At 45.2% G+C, this 20021-nt stretch carries 19 protein-coding genes and 2 tRNA genes; 9 read left to right on the forward strand and 12 right to left on the reverse strand.

Annotated elements, in window-relative coordinates; genetic code table 11:
- Positions 1 to 52: 52 nt before the first annotated feature.
- The 3 genes from B5F25_RS00460 to B5F25_RS00470 all read right to left on the reverse strand — a co-directional run bounded on the left by B5F25_RS00460 (position 53) and on the right by B5F25_RS00470 (position 3231).
- Positions 53 to 1351, reverse strand: a complete 1299-nt coding sequence (locus B5F25_RS00460; RefSeq protein WP_087247090.1) for a phenylacetate--CoA ligase — start codon at positions 1349 to 1351, stop codon at positions 53 to 55.
- Positions 1352 to 1846: 495 nt separating this feature from the next.
- Positions 1847 to 2740: a 4-hydroxy-tetrahydrodipicolinate synthase gene (dapA, locus tag B5F25_RS00465; protein WP_087212173.1), complete on the reverse strand. Its 894-nt coding sequence runs from the start codon at positions 2738 to 2740 to the stop codon at positions 1847 to 1849.
- Positions 2741 to 3033: 293 nt separating this feature from the next.
- Entirely contained in the window at positions 3034 to 3231 is a 198-nt protein-coding gene (locus B5F25_RS00470) for a hypothetical protein (RefSeq protein ID WP_022039911.1), read from the reverse strand.
- Positions 3232 to 3476: 245 nt separating this feature from the next.
- Here B5F25_RS00470 and mtaB point away from each other — a divergent pair, with 245 nt between their 5' ends.
- Positions 3477 to 4805, forward strand: coding sequence for a tRNA (N(6)-L-threonylcarbamoyladenosine(37)-C(2))-methylthiotransferase MtaB (mtaB, locus tag B5F25_RS00475; protein ID WP_087247092.1), 1329 nt, complete (start codon positions 3477 to 3479; stop codon positions 4803 to 4805).
- Between the two features lie 320 nt (positions 4806 to 5125).
- Positions 5126 to 6145, forward strand: a complete 1020-nt coding sequence (locus B5F25_RS00480; protein ID WP_191764636.1) for a glycosyltransferase family 2 protein — start codon at positions 5126 to 5128, stop codon at positions 6143 to 6145.
- A 97-nt stretch (positions 6146 to 6242) separates the two neighbouring features.
- Here B5F25_RS00480 and folD read toward each other — a convergent pair whose 3' ends face one another.
- Both folD and B5F25_RS21420 read right to left on the reverse strand, forming a co-directional pair.
- Complete coding sequence (gene folD, locus B5F25_RS00485) at positions 6243 to 7124, reverse strand: bifunctional methylenetetrahydrofolate dehydrogenase/methenyltetrahydrofolate cyclohydrolase FolD (RefSeq protein WP_087246923.1); 882 nt, start codon at positions 7122 to 7124, stop codon at positions 6243 to 6245.
- Between the two features lie 95 nt (positions 7125 to 7219).
- Positions 7220 to 7360, reverse strand: coding sequence for a hypothetical protein (locus tag B5F25_RS21420; protein ID WP_162614334.1), 141 nt, complete (start codon positions 7358 to 7360; stop codon positions 7220 to 7222).
- Between the two features lie 128 nt (positions 7361 to 7488).
- Between B5F25_RS21420 and B5F25_RS00490 the strand changes: the two genes are divergently transcribed.
- From B5F25_RS00490 to B5F25_RS00500, 3 genes are all read left to right on the forward strand, one after another.
- Positions 7489 to 7562, forward strand: a tRNA-His gene (locus B5F25_RS00490).
- A 50-nt stretch (positions 7563 to 7612) separates the two neighbouring features.
- Positions 7613 to 7686, forward strand: a tRNA-His gene (locus B5F25_RS00495).
- Between the two features lie 116 nt (positions 7687 to 7802).
- On the forward strand, positions 7803 to 8936 hold the full coding sequence (locus B5F25_RS00500; protein WP_225226423.1) for a hypothetical protein: 1134 nt from the start codon (positions 7803 to 7805) through the stop codon (positions 8934 to 8936).
- A 293-nt stretch (positions 8937 to 9229) separates the two neighbouring features.
- Here B5F25_RS00500 and B5F25_RS00505 read toward each other — a convergent pair whose 3' ends face one another.
- Positions 9230 to 10429 (reverse strand): MFS transporter, encoded by a 1200-nt coding sequence (locus B5F25_RS00505; protein ID WP_022039905.1) that lies wholly within the window; start codon positions 10427 to 10429, stop codon positions 9230 to 9232.
- Between the two features lie 111 nt (positions 10430 to 10540).
- Positions 10541 to 11575, reverse strand: a complete 1035-nt coding sequence (pheS, locus tag B5F25_RS00510) for a phenylalanine--tRNA ligase subunit alpha (RefSeq protein ID WP_022039904.1) — start codon at positions 11573 to 11575, stop codon at positions 10541 to 10543.
- Positions 11576 to 11731: 156 nt separating this feature from the next.
- Between pheS and B5F25_RS00515 the strand changes: the two genes are divergently transcribed.
- The 4 genes from B5F25_RS00515 (at position 11732) to B5F25_RS21425 (ending at position 14884) form a co-directional block, all read left to right on the forward strand.
- Positions 11732 to 12595: a DUF4348 domain-containing protein gene (locus tag B5F25_RS00515; RefSeq protein WP_022039903.1), complete on the forward strand. Its 864-nt coding sequence runs from the start codon at positions 11732 to 11734 to the stop codon at positions 12593 to 12595.
- A gap of 26 nt (positions 12596 to 12621) precedes the next feature.
- Positions 12622 to 13632, forward strand: a complete 1011-nt coding sequence (gene murB, locus B5F25_RS00520; protein WP_087246925.1) for a UDP-N-acetylmuramate dehydrogenase — start codon at positions 12622 to 12624, stop codon at positions 13630 to 13632.
- 106 nt (positions 13633 to 13738) lie between these two features.
- Complete coding sequence (locus tag B5F25_RS00525; RefSeq protein WP_087246927.1) at positions 13739 to 14515, forward strand: MBL fold metallo-hydrolase; 777 nt, start codon at positions 13739 to 13741, stop codon at positions 14513 to 14515.
- Between the two features lie 30 nt (positions 14516 to 14545).
- A complete protein-coding gene (locus B5F25_RS21425; RefSeq protein ID WP_162614335.1) occupies positions 14546 to 14884 on the forward strand; it encodes a hypothetical protein in 339 nt (112 codons plus the stop codon).
- On the opposite strand, the gene B5F25_RS00530 is transcribed toward B5F25_RS21425, so the two are convergent.
- The 5 genes from B5F25_RS00530 to B5F25_RS00550 form a co-directional block, all read right to left on the reverse strand.
- Positions 14824 to 15435, reverse strand: coding sequence for a ParB/RepB/Spo0J family partition protein (locus tag B5F25_RS00530; RefSeq protein ID WP_022039899.1), 612 nt, complete (start codon positions 15433 to 15435; stop codon positions 14824 to 14826). The two genes, B5F25_RS21425 and B5F25_RS00530, sit on opposite strands and share 61 nt — an antisense overlap.
- Complete coding sequence (locus B5F25_RS00535) at positions 15432 to 16727, reverse strand: DUF3440 domain-containing protein (protein WP_087213046.1); 1296 nt, start codon at positions 16725 to 16727, stop codon at positions 15432 to 15434. Before B5F25_RS00535 ends, B5F25_RS00530 begins: the two co-directional genes overlap by 4 nt.
- Positions 16724 to 17125, reverse strand: coding sequence for a hypothetical protein (locus B5F25_RS00540; RefSeq protein WP_087246929.1), 402 nt, complete (start codon positions 17123 to 17125; stop codon positions 16724 to 16726). Before B5F25_RS00540 ends, B5F25_RS00535 begins: the two co-directional genes overlap by 4 nt.
- Before the next feature lie 282 nt (positions 17126 to 17407).
- Entirely contained in the window at positions 17408 to 18250 is an 843-nt protein-coding gene (locus tag B5F25_RS00545; RefSeq protein ID WP_087209540.1) for a metallophosphoesterase, read from the reverse strand.
- Positions 18251 to 18314: 64 nt separating this feature from the next.
- On the reverse strand, positions 18315 to 20018 hold the full coding sequence (locus B5F25_RS00550; RefSeq protein ID WP_241148324.1) for a bifunctional metallophosphatase/5'-nucleotidase: 1704 nt from the start codon (positions 20016 to 20018) through the stop codon (positions 18315 to 18317).
- Between the last annotated feature and the right edge of the window lie 3 nt (positions 20019 to 20021).

The following is a 20021-nucleotide window of genomic DNA, read 5'->3' on the forward strand; positions in this document are numbered from 1 at the left end:
TCAAGGCTATTTAAAGCTTTGTCACCTTATCAGCTGATGCCTTGTGTTGGTATTATATCAATGTTTTTCTTAAGTCTTTCACGCGTATGGCTTTACCTTCCTGCTGGGGCAGGCTGCCTTTAGGTACGAGTTTGACGCGCGGAGTTATCAATATTTCGTCTTTCAACTGGCGGGTGATTTCCTTGGTTAGTCTTTGCAGGAAACCATAGTCATCGGTAAAGTCGTTCAGTTCTACTTCTACGGTCATTTCGTCATTCGCTTCCAGATTGGTCAGCGTGATGAGGTATTCGTTACCCAGTTCCTTAAATTGCATCAGAATGTTTTCTATCTGGATAGGGAAGATGTTCACACCCTTCAAGATTATCATGTCATCGCTCCGGCCTTTCATGCGGTCCAGTCGTTTGTGGTGACGTCCGCAAGGACAGTCACCTGGCAAGATGCGTGTCAAGTCACGTGTGCGGTAGCGCAGGAGGGGCATTGCTTCGCGGTTGATGGTAGTCAGCACCAGTTCGCCTATCTCACCTTCAGGTACCGGTTCCAGTGTTTCCGGATTTACGATTTCCACGATGTAATAGTCTTCCCAAATGTGCAGACCATTCTGTTCGGGACACTCGAATGCTACTCCCGGACCACACATTTCAGACATTCCGAAAGAGTTGTATGCCTTTACGCCTAACATGTCCTCGATACGCCGGCGTTGTTCGTCCGAATGTGGTTCAGCTCCGATAATCAAGGTACGGAGCTTTGTATCGCGGTGCGGGTCAATGCCCATCTCTTCCATTACCTCATAAAGTCGTCCGGCATAGCTGGGAATGGCGTGTAGCGCGGTAGTGCCGAAGTCGGTGATAAACTTGATTTGCCGCTTGGTGTTTCCAGCTGCTGCAGGTACGGTGAGCATTCCAAGCCGTTCGGCACCATATTGGAATCCCAGTCCACCGGTGAACATTCCGTAGCCCGATGAATTTTGGAAAATGTCACCTTTGCGTAATCCTACCATGTAGAGGCAGCGTGCTACGGCATTTGCCCATTCATCCAGGTCGTGTTGGGTATGCAGGATGACGGTAGGTGTGCCCGTTGTGCCACTGGACGAGTGCAGGCGTACCACTTCTTCCAGCGGAACAGCCGAAAGTCCGAATGGGTAATGGTCACGCAAGTCTTGCTTGGTGGTAAAAGGTATTTTCTGTAAATCGTCCAGCGAGCGTATGTCTTCCGGCCTGAGGCCGTTCTCGGTGAAGCGTTGTTTATAGAAAGGAGAGCGCATGCAGCGTTGCAATGTTTGTTGCAGCCTCTCCATTTGAAGCCGTTCTATCTCCGGGCGAGTCATTGTTTCCAGTTCCGGATGCAAGTACATTTGTTCGTGTTTCATAGTTTTTTCTGAGATGTAATGTATTTAGTATGAACATTCTGAGATGTCATCTTTAATTGTTTTATGAATGTCCGCAATCAGCCAATTCGCTGAGTTGAAAATGCAGTAGTACTGCCTTTGCTGATGCAGTATATATTCATAAGCCGATGCAGTATATATTCATAAGCTGATGCAGTATATATTCATAAGCTGATGCAGTATATGTTCATAAGCTGATGCAGTATATATTCATTTTTCAGGGGTATGCATTGACTGTTTGCGGACATTCATTAATTGTTTTCCTTTTTGATTGGTGCCGTTATAAACATGGTAGAAAAATCTTATACTTAAGTGCTTTATATTTTATGTTGAGACTTGACTGGGACAGATTTTGTTTTCTTTGAATCCTTTGCTCTCTGAGGTTTAAGAGATTGAAGTTTCATTAGGAAATATAAGATTTTTCATTGTTTTTACAGGCTGGTTAATTATTTTGAACTTTCATCAGCACTTTATTTTCAGTTCGTTCAAAATGCAACGCATTTTTTCAAACGTAGTGATGCGGGTAGGTACCAAAGGAAGGCGCAGGCGGTTCTTTATCATCCCCATCATGCTAAGCATGGCCTTCACTCCTGCCGGGTTACCGTCAACAAAGAGTAGCTTAAACAATTCAGTAAACTGGTGATGGATAGCCAATGCGCTAGGATAATCACCGGCTAGTGCCAGACGGGTCATACGGCTGAATTCTCGTGGAAATGCATTTCCTATGACTGAAATGACTCCTACGGCTCCCAATGTAATCAGAGGAAAGGTAATGCCGTCATCGCCTGAAATAACATCGAAATTGGTTGGTTTGTTTTTTATGATGTCATCCATTTGTGTAATGTTTCCCGAGGCTTCTTTAATGGCTACGATGTTTTCGAAATCACGTGCCAGGCGCAACGTCGTTTCAGCTGTCATATTTACACCCGTGCGTCCAGGTACGTTATAAAGTACTACCGGCAATTTAGTAGCTTGTGCGATGGCTTTGTAATGTTGGTAAATCCCTTCTTGTGACGGCTTATTATAGTAAGGTACGGCAACGAGTACGGCATCTACTCCTGTCATATCATCATTTTTTAACGTGTCAACTACAGTTTGGGTACAGTTACTGCTCACGCCTAACAGAATGGGAACTCTTCCGTTTACTCGTTCTATGACAGTTTGTTTTATCTTTTTCTTTTCGTCAGCCGTCAGTGTTGGGGTTTCTGCTGTGGTTCCCAGTACACATAAGAAGTCTGTGCCATTTTGGATCTGATATTCCACCAACTTAATAAGTGCATCATAATCCACACTTCCGTCTTCATTAAAAGGAGTGACTAATGCCACCCCCATTCCTCTCAACTTTCTTCGTATCATAATCAAAATATAAACGTGATCTATTAGCTTCACAAAAATACGAATATTTTTTTTTTAAAAACAAATATGCCCTTAATTATTTAACGTTGTAAAGTCAACCGGCCCATGCAATTTAAAATTGATTTAAAGAATTCGTTCGTTTCCACAAACGAAGATATGCTTCATCTGCCATTCCAGTTACTTGCTACACTTCGCGGTGCCGGTTTGCTGACGGGGTAGGGGAAAGGTTATAAAAAAAGTCTGTAGGCTGAGCTTACAGACTTTTCAATTCTCTCTAATTGTTCGAGATTGGATTATTCAGCAACTACTGAATCAGTAGCAGCGGCAGCTGTTGAATCAACTGCTGTAGAATCCATTACCGGAGCAGCTTCTTCTACAGTTTCAACTGTTGCTGAAGAATCTACAGTGCTTTCAGTGTTAGCTGCTTTGTTTCCGCAAGATGCAAAAGAAACAGCAGCAAATGCTACGAACAAAAATACTAATTTTTTCATTTTCTTTGCTTTTTTAAATCTGTAATACTTATGTTGTCTTCTTAAAACGCTGCAAAGATATAGAGTTTTTTAATAGGTTGTTCATGAAAACCGGTTTTTTTTTGAAAAAAATATGTTTGGTAAAGGAATCTGAACGTACAAAGTGTAAAAATGCGATTCTCTGATGCCGGTTAGCGATGGTCTGCAAAATAATGTGTAACTTTGCATTCCCTGAATCAGGATTAATTATACACCTTATTATATATATGACAGATAATTCTATTTTTCGCAATAAGAAAGCGGCCTATTGCACCTTGGGATGCAAGTTGAATTTTGCCGAAACATCTACAATAGGAAAGATGCTGAAAGAAGCAGGCGTACAGACAGTGCAGAAAGGAGAAAAGGCGGATATATGCGTAATCAACACCTGTTCGGTGACTGAGGTCGCTGATAAAAAGTGCAGGCAGGCGATTCATCGGATGGTGAAAGAGCATCCGGGAGCTTTCATCGTGGTGACAGGATGTTATGCACAGCTGAAACCGGAACAAGTGGCGGGCATTGAAGGGGTAGACTTGGTATTGGGTGCCGAGCAGAAAGGAGATTTGATGAAATACTTGGGTGGGCTGGAAAAGCGTGCTCATGGCGAAGCAGTGACTTCACCTCAGCAAGATATACATACATTTGTGCCTTCTTGTTCAAGGGGAGACCGTACCCGTTATTTCCTGAAAGTACAGGACGGATGTGATTATTTCTGCTCGTATTGTACGATTCCTTTTGCACGTGGAAGAAGCCGGAATGGTAAAATTGCTGATTTGCGGGAACAGGCACGACAGGTTGCAGCAGAAGGTGGTAAGGAAATAGTATTGACGGGAGTCAATATCGGTGATTTTGGTAAAAGCACCGGTGAGACATTCCTTGAGCTGGTGCAGGCACTGGATGAGGTGGAGGGAATCGAACGGTACCGGATCTCTTCGATTGAACCAAACTTGTTGACCGATGAGATTATTGCGTTTGTAGCTCAATCGAAACGGTTTATGCCTCATTTTCATATTCCATTACAATCGGGATGCGATGAAGTGTTAAAATTGATGCGCCGGCGCTACGACACGAAGCTGTTTGCTTCGAAGGTGCAAACGATCAAATCGTATATGCCTGATGCGTTTATCGGTGTGGATGTGATTGTGGGGACGCGTGGGGAGACACCCGGCTATTTTGAACGTACCTATCAGTTTATTGAGGGACTGGATATAACCCAGTTGCACGTATTCAGTTATTCGGAACGTCCGGGTACGCAAGCATTAAAGATAGATTATGTAGTCTCTCCGGAAGATAAGCATATACGAAGCCAGCGTCTGCTTGCTCTGTCGGACGAAAAAACAACAGCCTTTTATGAAAGACATATTGGTCAGGAAGCTGTTGTCTTGATGGAACATGCTAAGGCGGGAGCACGAATGCATGGCTTTACACCGAACTATATACGGGTAGAACTGGAAAATAAAGAAGGCTTGGACAATAATTTAGTGCGTGTACAGCTGGGTGAAATGAATGCCGATGGGACAGCATTAAAAGGAATCTTGTGTGGAAAGTTGGATTGATTTGGATGTTTTAACATTTCCGGAGCAGTGAAAATAGGACTTGTTGCATTCTATTGGTGCCGGTGGACAAATGGGAACCGATCCTGTAGAAGTTTTATTGTAATTTCAGCTCATTGGCGCTTGTTGTTTTGCAATAAAATTGTATATTTGTAAGAAGCTGTTTTGGATTTATCGCCCAAAGCACACACGAAAACGGATACATCAAGCCAAGAAAAACTTTTTGGAGAAATTCAAAACAGCTTCTAAATAGAGTCGGTATTTGTGTTTCCCTGGCACGTGTTTGTTGTTAATCTTATAAGGAATAAGAATGTATGAGTAAGATAAATGTAGCTGTTGTCATTTTGAATTGGAACGGTGCAGAGATGCTCCGCAAATTCTTGCCTTCTGTATTGACCTATTCACAGGGAGAAGGTGTGAAAGTGTATGTAGCCGACAATGCATCGACAGATGATTCATGTGCGGTTGTGGAAAATGAGTTTCCTGAGGCTTGCTTGATGAGGCTGGATCAGAATTATGGCTATGCGGGTGGGTATAACAAGGCATTAAAGCAGATAGATGCAGAATACGTGGTGTTGTTGAACAATGATGTAGAAGTGGGGAAAGGCTGGTTGGAGCCTATGGTGAAATATATGGACGAACATCCGCAAGTGGCAGCCTGCCAGCCTAAAATCTTGAGCTGGCGGGTAAAGACTAATTTCGAATACGCTGGGGCGGCAGGTGGATTTATCGACCGGTATGGTTATCCGTTCTGTAGGGGACGGGTGCTGGATGAGATAGAGGAAGACCGTGGACAGTATGATTATAATATACCGATATTCTGGGCTACAGGGGCGGCGTTGTTTGTCCGGCGGAATGTATATTGGGAAGTGGGAGGTCTGGACGAACGCTTTTTTGCCCATATGGAAGAAATAGATTTTTGTTGGCGGTTGCGTAGCCGGGGGTATCGTATTGTCTGTTTGCCGCTATGTGAAGTATATCATGTAGGAGGGGCTACTTTAAAGACAAGTGACCCGAAGAAAACTTATTTGAATTTTCGAAACAACTTGCTGATGCTTTATAAAAATTTGCCAGCTAAGGAGTTGAAGCGTGTAATGCGTGTCCGGCTGATATTGGACTATCTGGCAGCTGGTTTCTTTGCTTTGCGTGGGAAAGTAGGGGAAGCACGTGCTGTGTTGAAAGCACGTTGTGACTATGTGGCCATGCGACCTCAGTTTGAAACGGACCGCAAAGAGAATTTGCAGAAATCAGTCAATACTGATATTGGGGAGCGATATCGTTTCAGTCTGCTGTGGCGAGTACAGGGAAGAAGGAAGAGAACGTATGAAGAGTTGATAGGATAACTCTTTATAGAATGTTTATTGAGGGTATATCAAGATAAAGGACGGCTATCAAAATGAAAACTAAGTCCTGTTTTGATACACCCTCAAAACAGTTTTTTTATTTGTAAATAGCTTTTTTCCCAGCCAGCAGGGTGTTCCGCATCAATGAAACGATAGTCATGGGGCCTACACCTCCTGGCACAGGTGTGATGAAGGAGCATTTAGGAGCTACCTCATCGAATTTTACGTCTCCAGTCAGTTTGAATCCTGATTTTTTTGTTGCATCTGGAACGCGGGTAGTGCCTACGTCAATAATAACCGCTCCTTCTTTTACCATATTTGCTTTTACGAAGTTGGGTTGTCCCATGGCGGCTATGATGATGTCTGCTTCTTGGCATTCTTTTACAAGGTTTGCACTGTGGCTATGACAAACGGTCACTGTGGCATCGCCCGGATAATTTTTTTGCATCATCAGCATCGCCATCGGTTTGCCTACAATGTTGCTTCTTCCCAGTACGACACATTTCTTTCCTTGTGTTTCGATGTGGTACCGTCTGAATAATTCCATGATTCCGTTGGGAGTGGCTGAAATATAGCAGGGGAGTCCGATAGACATGCGTCCTACATTAATGGGGTGAAAGCCGTCTACGTCTTTGCGGTAGTCTATCGTTTCGATTACCTTCTGTTCGGATATGTGTTTGGGCAAAGGCAACTGGACAATAAAACCATCGATGTCTTCATCGTCGTTTAACTCACAGACTTTTGCCAGTAGTTCTTCTTCGGTCACGTTGTCTTCGTAGCGGATCAATGTGGACTTGAAACCGCATACTTCACATGCTTTTACTTTCGATGCCACGTAGGTCTCACTTCCACCATCGTGACCCACTAAAATGGCAGCCAGATGCGGACGTTTTCCTCCATGGGCAACAATGTCTGCTACTTCTGCTGCAATTTCTTGTTTAATCTGTTCAGAAATAGCTTTTCCATCAATCAATGTCATATTTCTTCTGTTTAAATTGTTTAATATATTAATGCTCTAACAAAATTAATATTTTCCATTCATATCATCTAGTATATTTGTTTCTTTATGCTTTATTAACCCAGCATCCGTAGCGGTAAAATGAAATGCCTGAAAGAATTTGTGAAATCAGTGTCGGAAGGCATAAATGCTACGCTGTAGAAGATAATCTTTTCCAATATCGGATAATCCTCTCCGTCACTGAGGGTAATCTGCATGATTTAAATGCGTTTGTTCTGTGTTTTCTGTGTTTTTGTCTGTTTCCGAATAAAAAAACATTGGAAAAGTTTGCAGATTCAAAATTAATGTTTACCTTTGCACTCGCTTTTGAGAGGTAATCAACATGGTGACTATAGTTCAGTTGGTTAGAGCGTCAGATTGTGGTTCTGAATGTCGTGGGTTCGAGTCCCACTAGTCACCCTCACTTAAAAACCTCTTCGAAGTAATTCATTACATTTTATACCAACATGGTGACTATAGTTCAGTTGGTTAGAGCGTCAGATTGTGGTTCTGAATGTCGTGGGTTCGAGTCCCACTAGTCACCCACACTTGGGTATCAGGCAGTGAGTATCTAAATGTATATTCACTGCTTTTTCTTTTTTAAATATTCCCTATTGGATTTGTACTTTTTTAATTAATTGCCTATATTTGCAAAAAAATATGAATAATATGGTCGGTAAGGTAGGTGTTATCGTTTCTATTGTTCTTTTCTGCATAGCAGTAGGAGTTTATAGCTTTGTCCAACTCAGTGTGGCTGATAAGGGCAAGGATGTCGATTTGTTGTCTTTTGTGCCATTGGAGAGTGTTGGCTTGCTTGAAACTGATAATCCTGACTTCTTGGCTAATGAATTTCCACAAACCACTTATGGTTTGCAATTGGATACATTGCGGCAGAGTGGTTTGTTCCCGATGGTACTTAATGCCGTATTTCCGAATGCAGACAGTACGGTACATCGGCTGAGCAATGGCATTGAAAGAATGATGATCAGTTTTCATGCACCAATGTCGGCGCGTAATGTCGTAATGTATTTCCGTACCCACGGTTCGGGAAGAGAGTTTTTACAGCGGATGATGCAGCGCCAAGGGAGAAGGTTTGTGCCTAAGAAAGAGTCGTATCGAGGTAGCGATATAGATATCTATGCACTCGAAAACGGTGATTTTATAGCTGCTTATTGTGGCAAGGGTTTTTGTGTCCTTAGTTATCAGAAAAGCTTGATAGAGCAAGTGATTGATGCCCGTAAAGATGATGTTTCGTTGCGTGAGGATGCTGTGTTTATGGAATGTTACGAAGGAAAGGCTGTCAATTTTATTACATTGTACGGGCATGCTCCTTCACTGCCTTTCCTGGTAAGGGATTGTGCGAGTTGCTGGAGCAGTTTTGATATCCATTTAAACAGTGAGGTGTTTTATTTGAGTGGTTCGATGGTATTGCCGGATTCATGCCGGTTTCGTGTCACAGACCGGCTGTATCAAATGGATTCAGTTTCTGAAGATGGCTTGCTGGTGTTGTCGGGACAAGAAAAGGTGGATTCGTGTATATCGCGTATGATAAGCATTCCACAACATACTTTATTCGAAGAATGTGTATCGAATCTTTCGCGTGATGCCTCTTTTATTTTTGTGGCGGATATGGATAAGTTGAAAGGAGGGGATATGTTGCAGGTTGGTGGATTTTATTTGCCCAAATTTGTGATGCAGCATGTCGATTTGTTCCGCTCATTCATTTTTTCTGCGCAGGTGACAAAAGTCGGCAACAAGTATTCGCATATCATTGTTTTCACGTATAAGAATTAAAATGATTTTCTTTTTATACGATGCGCAAATAATGTTGCGAGAAGAGTAAGAGCCTGTTTAATTTTTCCAATAAAGTAATATTCTATCAGGTTCTTTTGCGTTTGTTTCCGGTCTGTTTTCCCGATTTTATTCGTCAGATAGCCCGCTATCCTTTTTCTCATAAAATCAGAAAAACATCCTCGAAAACAATTCGCAAAATTAACTTGAGCAAAATTTAAACAGGCTCTAAGAAACCGTTTTGAATTTATCGTGTGCTGATTTTCTGTACAGCTTGTCTTTCCGTTTATTCGATTTTATCTCAACCGGTGACGTTGAAAATGGGGACCTGCTTTCAAGTGAAAATAGGTCATGGATACGATTGTAAGTATGGCTCCGAACAGGTATGCGTCTCTGAACGAAGCGATTTCGGCAATGTATCCGCCCAGCAGCATGCCGATTCCAAGCCCTACATCCCACGAAGTAAGGTAAGTACTGGTGGCGGTCGCACGCTGGTTGTTGGGAGCCAGGTTTACGAATAACGTATTGTAGGCAGGAAACATGGTGCCGAATCCAATGCCCAAAAGCAAGGCGACTGAAAAGAACAGACTCGTTGTGAAAGCATAGTTCCACTCTATCAGCCAGCCGCAAGCGGTCAGGGCAAAATAGCAGAGGCATACCAGATATAGTCCGGCATTGATGACTTGCGTGATTTTCCCTTTGTCGACCAGCCGTCCGCTGAACATGCGGCTGATAGCCATGCCTACAGCCATCAGGGTAAAGAAGAATCCGGTTTCGGCGGTGATGCCGATTTGCCGGGCATACATTGCCACGTAATTGGTCGTCATGCCGTAAGGGATGGAAAGCAGAAGCAGGCTGAGTCCGGCGGGAAGCCCTTTCAATAAGATAAAGCGGTCGAGCGATATCGGTTCGCGTTTGACCGGCGGTTTATAAGGGGTCTTTACCAGGCTGGCTGCGATAAAGCCCAAGATGCATGAACCGAGTCCATAAGAAAAAATGGCGATGTAAGATGTGCCTGCGCTATGAAGGAACAATCCGAACATCGGTCCGACAGACATGGCGAGGTTGTTAGCCAGTCCGTAATAGCCCAAGCCTTCCCCTCTTCGTGATGAAGGCATGATGTCGATGACTACGGTATTTCCTCCTACGGTCACCATCCCGAACGAAATGCCGTGGATGATGCGGTAGATGATAAACATGGTCAGTGCGCCGGCAAAGATGTAGCCGGCGAAAATCAATGTGAAAACAAAATAGGCAAACAGGTATAAGGGCTTGCGTGCGAAAGTATCAAGCAAGTATCCCGAAAACGGGCGGATGCAAAGTGAAGATACAGTATAACACGACAAGACAATGCCGATAGTGGTATTTGAAGCATGGAAAATTTCCGAAAGATAAAAGGGAAGCACCGGAACCAAGAGCCAAAAGCCGAAGTAGAGAAGGAAATTGGCGGCAAGGATGCAACAATAACTTGGGGTAATAAGCCGTTGCTTTTCCATAAACAGGAGTGTTAGGGGGTGGGGTTAATTAATAGTTAACAATTAATAATTAATAGGGATCAGCGGATGTTCCTACCCTTAACTATTAATTATTAACTATTAACTGTTTATTTAGTTTGCCGCTTCGAATTCTTCAAGGAAGCGGGTGTCGTTTTCCGAGAACATGCGCAAGTCCTTCACCTTGTATTTCAGGTTGGCAATGCGTTCTACGCCCATGCCGAAGGCATAGCCCGAATAAACTTTGCTGTCGATGCCGCATGCGTCGAGCACAGCAGGGTCTACCATGCCGCATCCCAAAATTTCCACCCAGCCGGTGTATTTGCAGAACGGACATCCTTCTCCACCACAGATGTGGCAACTGATATCCATTTCGGCACTGGGTTCGGTGAACGGGAAATAGGAAGGGCGTAGACGGATTTTGGTTTCAGGTCCGAACATTTCTTGGGCAAATTGCAGCAAGACCTGTTTCAGATCGGTGAACGATACGTTCTTGTCTACATACAGTCCTTCTACCTGATGGAAGAAGCAATGGGCACGGTAGCTGATGGCTTCGTTGCGGTACACACGTCCCGGGCAGATGACACGGATAGGAGGTTGGGTCACTTCCATGGTGCGTGCCTGTACGCTACTGGTATGCGTGCGCAGGATGATGTTCTTGGTCACATCGTCCGGATTGGTCTCTACGAAGAAGGTATCCTGCATGTCGCGTGCCGGATGGTCGGGAGCGAAATTCATCTTTGTGAATACGTGCAGGTCGTCTTCCACTTCCGGACCGTCGGCAATGGTGAATCCCAGACGGCTGAAGATATCAATGATCTGGTTGCGCACGATGTTCAGCGGATGGCGTGTGCCCAGTCCGATGGGATAGGCCGTACGGGTCAGGTCAATGCCCGACATGTCGGCATCCTGGTTCTCGAATGTCTCTTTCAGGGCGGCTATGCGTTCTTGTGTACGGGTTTTCAGTTCGTTCAGTTTCATGCCCACTTGTTTCTTCTGTTCGGCGGGCACATTCCGGAAGTCTGCCATCAAGGCATTGATGATTCCCTTTTTGCTCAGGTACTTGATGCGGAGCGCTTCCAGTTCTTCTGTGTTCTGGGCGTTCAGCTGATCTACTTCTTGAAGTAATTCTTCTATTTTCGTTATCATAACCTATTCTTTAGTTTTCTTATTTTTAGCGCAAAGGTAAGGATTTAAACTGAATTATTGTCTTTTTCTTCCGACAAAAAAGAAAACTACAGGTCTTTTATCCAATAAAAGAAAAAAAGAAGTAATTTTGCGCTTGATTTTTCAGAAGCACTAAATATGAAAAAAATTGTATTCGGATGTTGTTTGCTTGTATTGGCAACAACCTCCTGCGGAGGTGGAAAGAAAAAGATAGATCCTTTTGAGACGCTGACGAGTGAGATAGATTCGTTGTCTGCCGCGCCCGACACGATGGTGATTGACACGGCTCCTGTCCGTCCGGAAGTGATTCCGGCTACAGCCGATGAGAGTTTTGCCGACTTTTTCTACAACTTTGCTTCGAATGAACGTTTCCAACATTCGCGTGTGATGTTTCCTCTTTCTTTTTACAAAGGGAAGAATGTGGCACGTATAGCGAAAGATGAGTGGAAGTATGATCCTTTGTTCAGCCGTGATTTGGTGTATACCGTACTTTTTGATAAGGAAGAGGAAATGGAATTGGAGAAAGATACGGCTGTACGGAGTGTGCAAGTGGATTGGATTTATTTGAAAGAACGGAAGGTGAAACGTTATTACTTCCAGCGTGTCAGTGAGACTTGGTTTCTGGAAGCAATCAATCAGGAGAAACTGGCACAGGCGGAAGAGGGAAAGGAAGACTTCTTCGATTTTTATTATCGTTTTGCCAACGATTCGGTTTTTCAGGCTGAAAGACTTGCCAATCCGTTGTCGTTTGTGACGGTTGATCCGGAAGATGAATTTCAGATTCTGGAAACTACACTTGATGAAGGGCAATGGTTCTCGTTTCGTCCGCCTTTGTTGAAGGAACGGTTGACCAATGTGCATTATGGACAAGAGTCATTGCCTGATACAGATACGAAAATCATTGAATTTAAAGGGTTCGGAAATGGATTCAGCAATACATTGTACTTCAAGCGTCGGGGTGGAGAATGGAGGTTGAAACAGTTTGAGGATTTGAGCGATTGACAGCTTCTTCAATAAAAACAAAGAGAATGAAAGATTTACGAAATTATTCCTTGTTGTCTCATAATACGTTTGGTATGGATGTACATGCCAAACGGTTTGTAGAATACGAATCGGAAGAAGAACTTTGTGCGTTTCTGAGGCAAAAGAATACTCCTTTGCCACTTTTGCCTGTCGGAAGCGGGAGTAACCTGCTCTTTTTGGATGATTTCTCCGGTACGGTACTTCATTCTGCCATTCAAGGTATCCGTGTGGTACGTGAGAATGAGGAGGAGGTAGAAGTGTGTGTCGGTTCGGGTGTCGTGTGGGACGAATTTGTGGCATATGCCGTTTCCCATGGCTGGTATGGAGCCGAAAACCTTTCGTTAATACCTGGAGAAGTGGGGGCTTCGGCTGTGCAGAATATCGGCGCATACGGAGTCGAAGTGAAGGACTTGATAACAAAGGTGGATACATTATGCATAGCCACGGGTGAACATCGCCGCTTCTCGAATGCCGAATGCCGTTATGCCTATCGCCAAAGCGTTTTTAAGCGAGAGATGAAAGGATGCTATATCGTGACTAAGGTCTTTTTCAGGTTAAGCAAGAAGCCGGTGTGGCATTTGGATTACGGGAATATCCGTGCCGAACTGGAGAAAGCCCATGAGGAGCTTACGCTCGAGACGTTGCGTGCCGTGATAATCCGCATCCGGAAAGCCAAATTGCCCGACCCGGTGGAGGTGGGGAATGCGGGAAGTTTCTTTATGAATCCGGTGATTCCGTTGGCTCAGTACGAAGCGTTGCGTGTGTCATATCCTGATATGCCTCATTATCCGGCTGGAGAAGGGAAGGTGAAAGTGCCTGCCGGATGGCTGATAGACAGGTGTGGATGGAAAGGTAAAAAGCGAGGGAAAGTAGGCGTGCACGATAAGCAGGCATTGGTATTGGTGAATTTAGGGGGAGCTACGGGTGAAGAGGTCCGCCGCTTGGCAGAGGATGTGGCGGATTCGGTAAAAGAAAAGTTCGGCATCGTGATTGTGCCCGAAGTGAATTATATTTAGTTCTTAAGTTCTTAAGTTTTTAAGTTCTTAAGTTTTTAAGTTTTAAACTCTTAAACGTTTTGACTCACAAACTCACAAACTTACAAACTCACAAACTCATTAGTATATGAAGATAACGGTATTGGGAAGCGGTACTTCCACAGGTGTGCCGCAGGTTGGGTGTACGTGCCCGGTCTGTACGAGTGCAGACTCGCGTGATAACCGATTGCGCTGTTCGGCACTGGTAGAAACAGAAGGGGTTCGTATCTTAATAGATTGTGGACCTGACTTTCGGGAGCAAGCCCTTCGTTTGCCTGATTTTCATCCCATAGATGGTGTATTGATTACTCACGAACATTACGATCACGTGGGCGGACTGGACGATTTACGTCCGTTTTGCAAGTTTCGGGATGTGCCGGTATATGCCGAGGCTTATACGGCAGACCGTTTGGTAAAACGTATTCCTTATTGTTTCGACGAGCATCCTTATCCGGGTGTTCCCCGTATTCCACTGACGAAAATCGAGCCATACGTGCCTTTTCAGGTCACAAACGATGCAGGTCATTCGGTCGAGGTTGTGCCTTTTCGTGTGATGCACGGCCGGCTTCCTATATTGGGTTTTCGTATTGGCAAAATGGCATGGATTACTGATATGTCTTATTTGCCTGATGAGTCGTATGCATACGTGAATGGGGTGGATTGTCTGTTTATGAATGCCTTGCGCATCCAGCCTCATCCTACACACCAGTCTTTGGTAGAGGCGTTGAACCAGGCAGGACGTATACAGGCGCGTGAAACCTATTTTATCCACATCAGCCATCAGTTAGGCCTGCATGCCGAGGTTGAGAGAAAACTTCCGCCTTGTGTGCATCTGGCTTTCGATGGTGAAGTAGTCCGATTATAAAATAAGAAGCTGTTTTGAATTTATCGTGCGATGATTTGGGATGAGTTTTTGAGGCATTTTCGCTTCTGTGATGAGGAAGATAGCGGGCTATCTGACAAAGAACAGGAGCGGAAAGGACCAAAAAATCGCCCAAAGCACACACGAAAACGGATACATCAAGCCAAGAAAAACTTTTTGGAGAAATTCAAAACAGCTTCTAAGGAAGAGAAAGTCAAAGAAAATCACAAGCTGCTTAATAGCTTTATAAGGCAGTTTCCTATACGTGGAACGTTTTTTCCTAGACTTTCCTCTATTCCTCTTCTTGGCATTTATTTTTCGATTTCGCTCTTTACAGCATTTTCTTCTGTATTTTCAGGGTCGGGCAGATAAGTGGGCTTAGCTGGTGGAATCGTAAAGTTTTTATCGATAAAAAGTTCGGCAAGTCCGGATATCTGTTTCAGGCGGAGCAGTTCATCGCGGTCCATCCCGATGTTTTTCATTATCCATTGGTCGCTCATGCCAGCTTTGTCCAATTCGGATACGATGTGCGACATAAGGTCTACATCGTGTGTTCCCCGTGCGCGGTTGTGTCGGATGGTAGAACCGATACGGTTTGACAGGTCTTTATCGATTATTACTACCGGAAGCATACCTTTCTCACGTTCGTATATGCGTTTTGATTTTTTTAATACACTATATCGGTGAAAACCGTCTACCAGTATATACTCATCTTTTTCATGGTCGTAGTAACACACACAAGGCATGGTAAAGCCATCTTCCCAAATAGACAATTCGAGCAATTTCATTTCAGGCGGTGCCACTTTGTTCGGATTGTAATCGTTGGCATGTACTTTTTCTACTGGTACGGCAATGACATTGTATACCGGACTTTTATAGTTTTGGGGGATAGGTTCCTCAAGTTGTTCTTTTTTCTTTCTCATCTCCAGATATGTTTGTAATTTTCCATTATTTGGTTTTTCTTGCTGATTTCTTCCTTGTTGGGCGAGAATCCCATGTATTTGCAGGCATGGTCATTTCGTAAGATGCAAATACACATTCGTTTGTAAGTAGGGATTTCGCGGAACTCGGGAATGTCGATATCTTCCTGATATTCCATACGTACAGGATGTTTATGGGTTTTGTAGTTGCTTTTGTCCACGATTTCTATAGGTATTTTGGCATCAATCAGTTTTTGGATGACTTCATCGCTCAAACATCCTCCTTTGTTCCGCCAGAATTTAATGCTGACATCTAAGCGGCGCAGGTAGCCGTTCCTTGTTTCTTCGGGAAGGGTGGATAGGAGGAAAAACATAAATGATTTCCATGTGTAGCCTTTGGGAAGTTTGATTTTGTTGCGGGCGGTAGCATGGGTAGAACCATAGATACCGGCAAAATTGACTCCGTTCACACGGCCTATCATACGTCCCCACATGTCGGGGTCGATTGCTTTATAAAGAGACAGGCTTTCGATGGCTTCTCCGATAAACGGACTGGCTACGCGCATACGTTCGATACTGACTCCTGCTTTGTAGTATAAATCATACAGATGATTGTAGTCCCAGCCGAATTTTGCATTGGCTACCCATACATCGGAGGTGCGCCAATCATAGAGTGGATAAGCGTTGTAGATGTCATTGTTAATTTTGCAAGTCCAGATATAGCGGTGGTATAATAACATTTTAGGAGTCTGGTAGATGCATCGCCAGCGGTTGAAACTCTCTTGTGTGCGGATTCCTACCAGGCAACAGGTGCGTATGGCTTTCTTTTTTTCATGAAGCCAACTGGCAAAGTAAAGTTGAAAGTCGTAATCCCACATTTCTGGCTTGAATCCTGGAAAATTGTCTGCGGTAGTGGCATCATTGGGCATGGGGCGTACCCAGATGTCTTTTTTGTCTTCTTCCCAAGGGCGCCAGTAGGATTGGTACATTGATGTGCTGGTAGCTACCCGGAATGGGACGCAGATGCGGTATACATCTAGAATGTCTTTATTTGCTTCAAAGATACGTTCTACATAGTCGATAGTCATTTTGTATTGCACTTCATAGTCCATGAAGTAAACTCCCAGCTTGCGGTTCAGCTTATGACTTCGGATATAATCGATACACATGTTCAGCAAGACCCCACTGTCTTTTCCACCCGAAAAGGATACATATACATTGTCAAATTCCTTGAAAATAATGTCAAGCCGTTCTTGTGCCAGCTGGTAGACATTTTTAGCTGTTGTCTCTTTCATTTTCTTTCCATTTTTATGTAAAGCTTCCATTCCTTGATGGTGCTGAAACCTAGTCTGATGAACAATTCTTTATGCACAGTCTGTACCAGTGCGGTCAGATGGGGTGTATCGCCTGTATAGTCGGCACATACGGTTTGTAATAAGTCGGTCAGGATTTTATCATGCCCTTCCTTTTGTGCGTAATAATTATTAATGAGGCATTCGCTCGCTTTATTTTCAATCGGAATAAAACCGATGGCTTCATTTTGTTTGTTGACGGCAATGTACCAACGGAATTTTTTCCCGGTTTTGAAAGGGTATCGGTTGTTGTATCGGAGTACATCAGGATTCATTACAAGCGGTCCGATCAATGGGTATAATTGTTTATCAGTTCCTTCTAATTGAATGATGTGTGTCATACGTGAATGTTTTGAATGTTCTGCAAATATACGAAATCATCGGTTAAAAATAAAACCTGGAAGAAACTGTTTCTACGTTTGTTCAGCAGATACGAATAAATGTATGATTGAAAGATTCAGTTTCTGTTTCTGACTGTCTTCTTTTTACGTTCTCCATATCAAAACCGTACGTTCTCCATATGGAAACCGTATGTTTTCGATATGGAGAACGTACGGTTTTGATATGGAAACTATAAAAAGATGCTATCTGGATTGATAATATGACCCAATCAGAAACTCCAATTATTTTGATGGCTTGGGGAATTGTTGTTTGAGTTCTACTACTACCACTTCGCTGGGCGTGAAGAGGCGAATGTCTTTCCGCGAGGTGCCCAGCCCGTTGGTGATGATGAGGGGGATGCCCTGGCTGTTGTGCTTCAGTCCCGTGAGGAAGCGGTTCCCGTATTTGGAGAAGTGTGCAGGACTCCACCGGCGGAACAGGCTGACTTGTCCGCCATGCGTATGTCCTGCCAAGGCAAGGTCGGTGTTCGATACGTCCGTGTCTTCCACATAATCGGGGGTATGTACCAGCATTACCACAAAGTCTTCCGCACGAAGCGCAAGGGTAGGCGATACGCCGTTCCGTTTCAGGTCGAACGGATTGCGGATACCGCATATCAGGATGTATTCGTTTCCTTTCCATAAGGTATCCGTTTTATGTTCCAGCAGACGCACTCCCGTATGTGCCATGGCGCGGCGCACCAACGTATCGCTTTCTCCCCGTTCGTGGTTGCCCATGACGGCGTATGTGCCGAAACGTGTCTTTACCTGTGCCAGTGCCGAGAACAGTTCTTCCATATCTCCTCCTTCCCGTCCGCGATAGTCTCCTCCCAATAAGAGGACATCTGCATCTGCCGCTTGCAAGGCACGGATGGCTCCATGCAGGCGCTTGGCGTCAAACCGGCTTTCGTAATGGAAGTCGGAAGCAAAAGCGATGCGGAACCCGTTGAAAGAGTCGGGCACTTGCTCGCTGTAAATCTCATACCGCTTGATGCGCCCCACTCCTTTGTATTTCGAGAAGGAAGCGGTGGCGCACGAGGTGAGAGCCAGACAAGCGGTGATTATCAGAATAGGGATAGATTTGATTTTCTTATTCAATGGAGTGCTTTCTTTTTAATCAATTATCTAAATCTGCGTAATCTGTGGCGGATTATTCAAACAATACTTTCCTGTCGCGTTCAGCGGCAGGTTTTACCCACTCATCGGGGATGAAACGCCAGTGGTTCAAGGGATGCGGGTCGAGTGTCCCGACCTCTTCGATGCGTTTCATCAGGTAATAGCGCAGGTCTTTGTCGGTAGAAAAGACGATGCGCCGGGGGAGTTCTTCTTTTGGGATGCCTGCCCCTCGGGTCAGCAAGTCACCTCCTCCGTTGCCCCGGTACGAGTTGACGGCTACGGTGTAGGTGCGGTCAAGGTCGAACGGTGTGCCGTCTGCTAAGCTCGTGATGGTGATTTTCTCGCCTTCGGGCTTGGTGACATCTACCGTGTAAAGGATGCCTGCCGCCGAATCGAAGTTGAAGCTTGGGTTCTTCAGGCGGCCGAAACCTTCGTCTTTGTCGTTGAGCAGGAGCAGGTGGTCATCGGGTGATTGCATCCGGTTGGTCCACAAGGCATACGACATTTCGAGGAAACCTTTGATTTCGCGTCCGGTAAGGCGCATCGTGTAGAGCAGGTTTTCGTACTTGTAGAGGTTGAACATGTCGCTCATGTAGATGTCGCCCGCCTTGATTTCAGCATCAAACGAGAGCGGGGCGCAGAACGAGATGTCGGCTCCTGTAATGTCGAGCTGGAGCTGGTGGAGCAGGTCGATGAATGCCGAAGAGCCGAAATAGGCGTCTTTCGTGGAGATGGTTTGCCGGATGCTTCCTATCTTGCGCGACACGAAACCGAGCGTGGCTTGGTATTGCGGGTCGAACGCCTGCATGAAGTCTTCGTCGACGGGAAGGGAGGACACATCGCTCAGCTTGCCTTCAACCGTTTTCTTCAGGATGCGGCCGTCTTGGCGCGTCACTTTCAGGGTTACGTCGGCTATGGTGCGGGCGGCATTGGCAGGATTGATGAGCAATACCGAGTCACCTTCCGCGTTGCATATCTTCTTGCACAGGCGGCGGTGGTCGTGCCCCATGAATACAATGTCGAAGCCCGGCACGTTGCGTGCCACCGCTTCCGAGCCGTTTTCTACTACGTTATCCAGCAGGTTTCCTTCCGGTCCGGCATGAAACAGCCCTACCAATACATCGGGATGCTCTTTGGCGGCGATAATGCCTGCCCATCGGCGCGCGCATGTTTCCATATCCTCGAAGCGCAGTCCGCTCCACATCGTTTCGGGCAGCCACGAGGGGATGGCGGGTGTGATAAGCCCCAGCACGGCGATGCGCACTCCGTTGCGTTCGAACACGCGGTATGGAGGGAAGTAAGGCTCGCCCGTGCGCCGGTCGATGATGTTGGCGCCCAGCATCGGAAAGCGGCATTGCTTCGCCCAGCGGTCGTATACGGCATGTCCTGTCTCGATGTCGTGGTTCCCCATATTGCCCGCATCGTATTTCAGGTAGTTGAGCATTGCGGCGCATACGTGGGTCGAGGTCGTGTCAATGTAGTTGTAGTAATAGGCTACGGGCTGTCCTTGCAGGATGTCTCCGTTATCGAAAAGCAGTACGTTGTCGCCGTATTGCTTGCGCTGGGCGTCCACGAAGGTGGAAATCCGTGCCAGACTGCCCTTCTGTGGGCGCCGGTTGATAAAGTCGTAGGGGAAATAAGCCCCGTGCACGTCGCTTGTCTCCAGCAGTTTGATGGTAATTTCTTCGGTGTTCGATGCCTGTACGCCCAGCATGCTTCCGGCGCCGAGCAACGCCATAAG

This window comes from Bacteroides sp. An19, assembly GCF_002160215.1.
GTDB lineage: Bacteria > Bacteroidota > Bacteroidia > Bacteroidales > Bacteroidaceae > Phocaeicola > Phocaeicola intestinalis.

Coding starts and splice junctions, on each gene's coding strand:
- B5F25_RS00460 (WP_087247090.1), bottom strand. CDS start 1,351: ATGTACTTGCATCCGGAACTGGAAACAATGACTCGCCCGGAGATAGAA.
- dapA (WP_087212173.1), bottom strand. CDS start 2,740: ATGATACGAAGAAAGTTGAGAGGAATGGGGGTGGCATTAGTCACTCCT.
- B5F25_RS00470 (WP_022039911.1), bottom strand. CDS start 3,231: ATGAAAAAATTAGTATTTTTGTTCGTAGCATTTGCTGCTGTTTCTTTT.
- mtaB (WP_087247092.1), top strand. CDS start 3,477: ATGACAGATAATTCTATTTTTCGCAATAAGAAAGCGGCCTATTGCACC.
- folD (WP_087246923.1), bottom strand. CDS start 7,124: ATGACATTGATTGATGGAAAAGCTATTTCTGAACAGATTAAACAAGAA.
- B5F25_RS21420 (WP_162614334.1), bottom strand. CDS start 7,360: ATGCAGATTACCCTCAGTGACGGAGAGGATTATCCGATATTGGAAAAG.
- B5F25_RS00500 (WP_225226423.1), top strand. CDS start 7,803: ATGAATAATATGGTCGGTAAGGTAGGTGTTATCGTTTCTATTGTTCTT.
- B5F25_RS00505 (WP_022039905.1), bottom strand. CDS start 10,429: ATGGAAAAGCAACGGCTTATTACCCCAAGTTATTGTTGCATCCTTGCC.
- pheS (WP_022039904.1), bottom strand. CDS start 11,575: ATGATAACGAAAATAGAAGAATTACTTCAAGAAGTAGATCAGCTGAAC.
- B5F25_RS00515 (WP_022039903.1), top strand. CDS start 11,732: ATGAAAAAAATTGTATTCGGATGTTGTTTGCTTGTATTGGCAACAACC.
- murB (WP_087246925.1), top strand. CDS start 12,622: ATGAAAGATTTACGAAATTATTCCTTGTTGTCTCATAATACGTTTGGT.
- B5F25_RS00525 (WP_087246927.1), top strand. CDS start 13,739: ATGAAGATAACGGTATTGGGAAGCGGTACTTCCACAGGTGTGCCGCAG.
- B5F25_RS21425 (WP_162614335.1), top strand. CDS start 14,546: ATGATTTGGGATGAGTTTTTGAGGCATTTTCGCTTCTGTGATGAGGAA.
- B5F25_RS00530 (WP_022039899.1), bottom strand. CDS start 15,435: ATGAGAAAGAAAAAAGAACAACTTGAGGAACCTATCCCCCAAAACTAT.
- B5F25_RS00535 (WP_087213046.1), bottom strand. CDS start 16,727: ATGAAAGAGACAACAGCTAAAAATGTCTACCAGCTGGCACAAGAACGG.
- B5F25_RS00540 (WP_087246929.1), bottom strand. CDS start 17,125: ATGACACACATCATTCAATTAGAAGGAACTGATAAACAATTATACCCA.
- B5F25_RS00550 (WP_241148324.1), bottom strand. CDS start 20,018: ATGGCGTTGCTCGGCGCCGGAAGCATGCTGGGCGTACAGGCATCGAAC.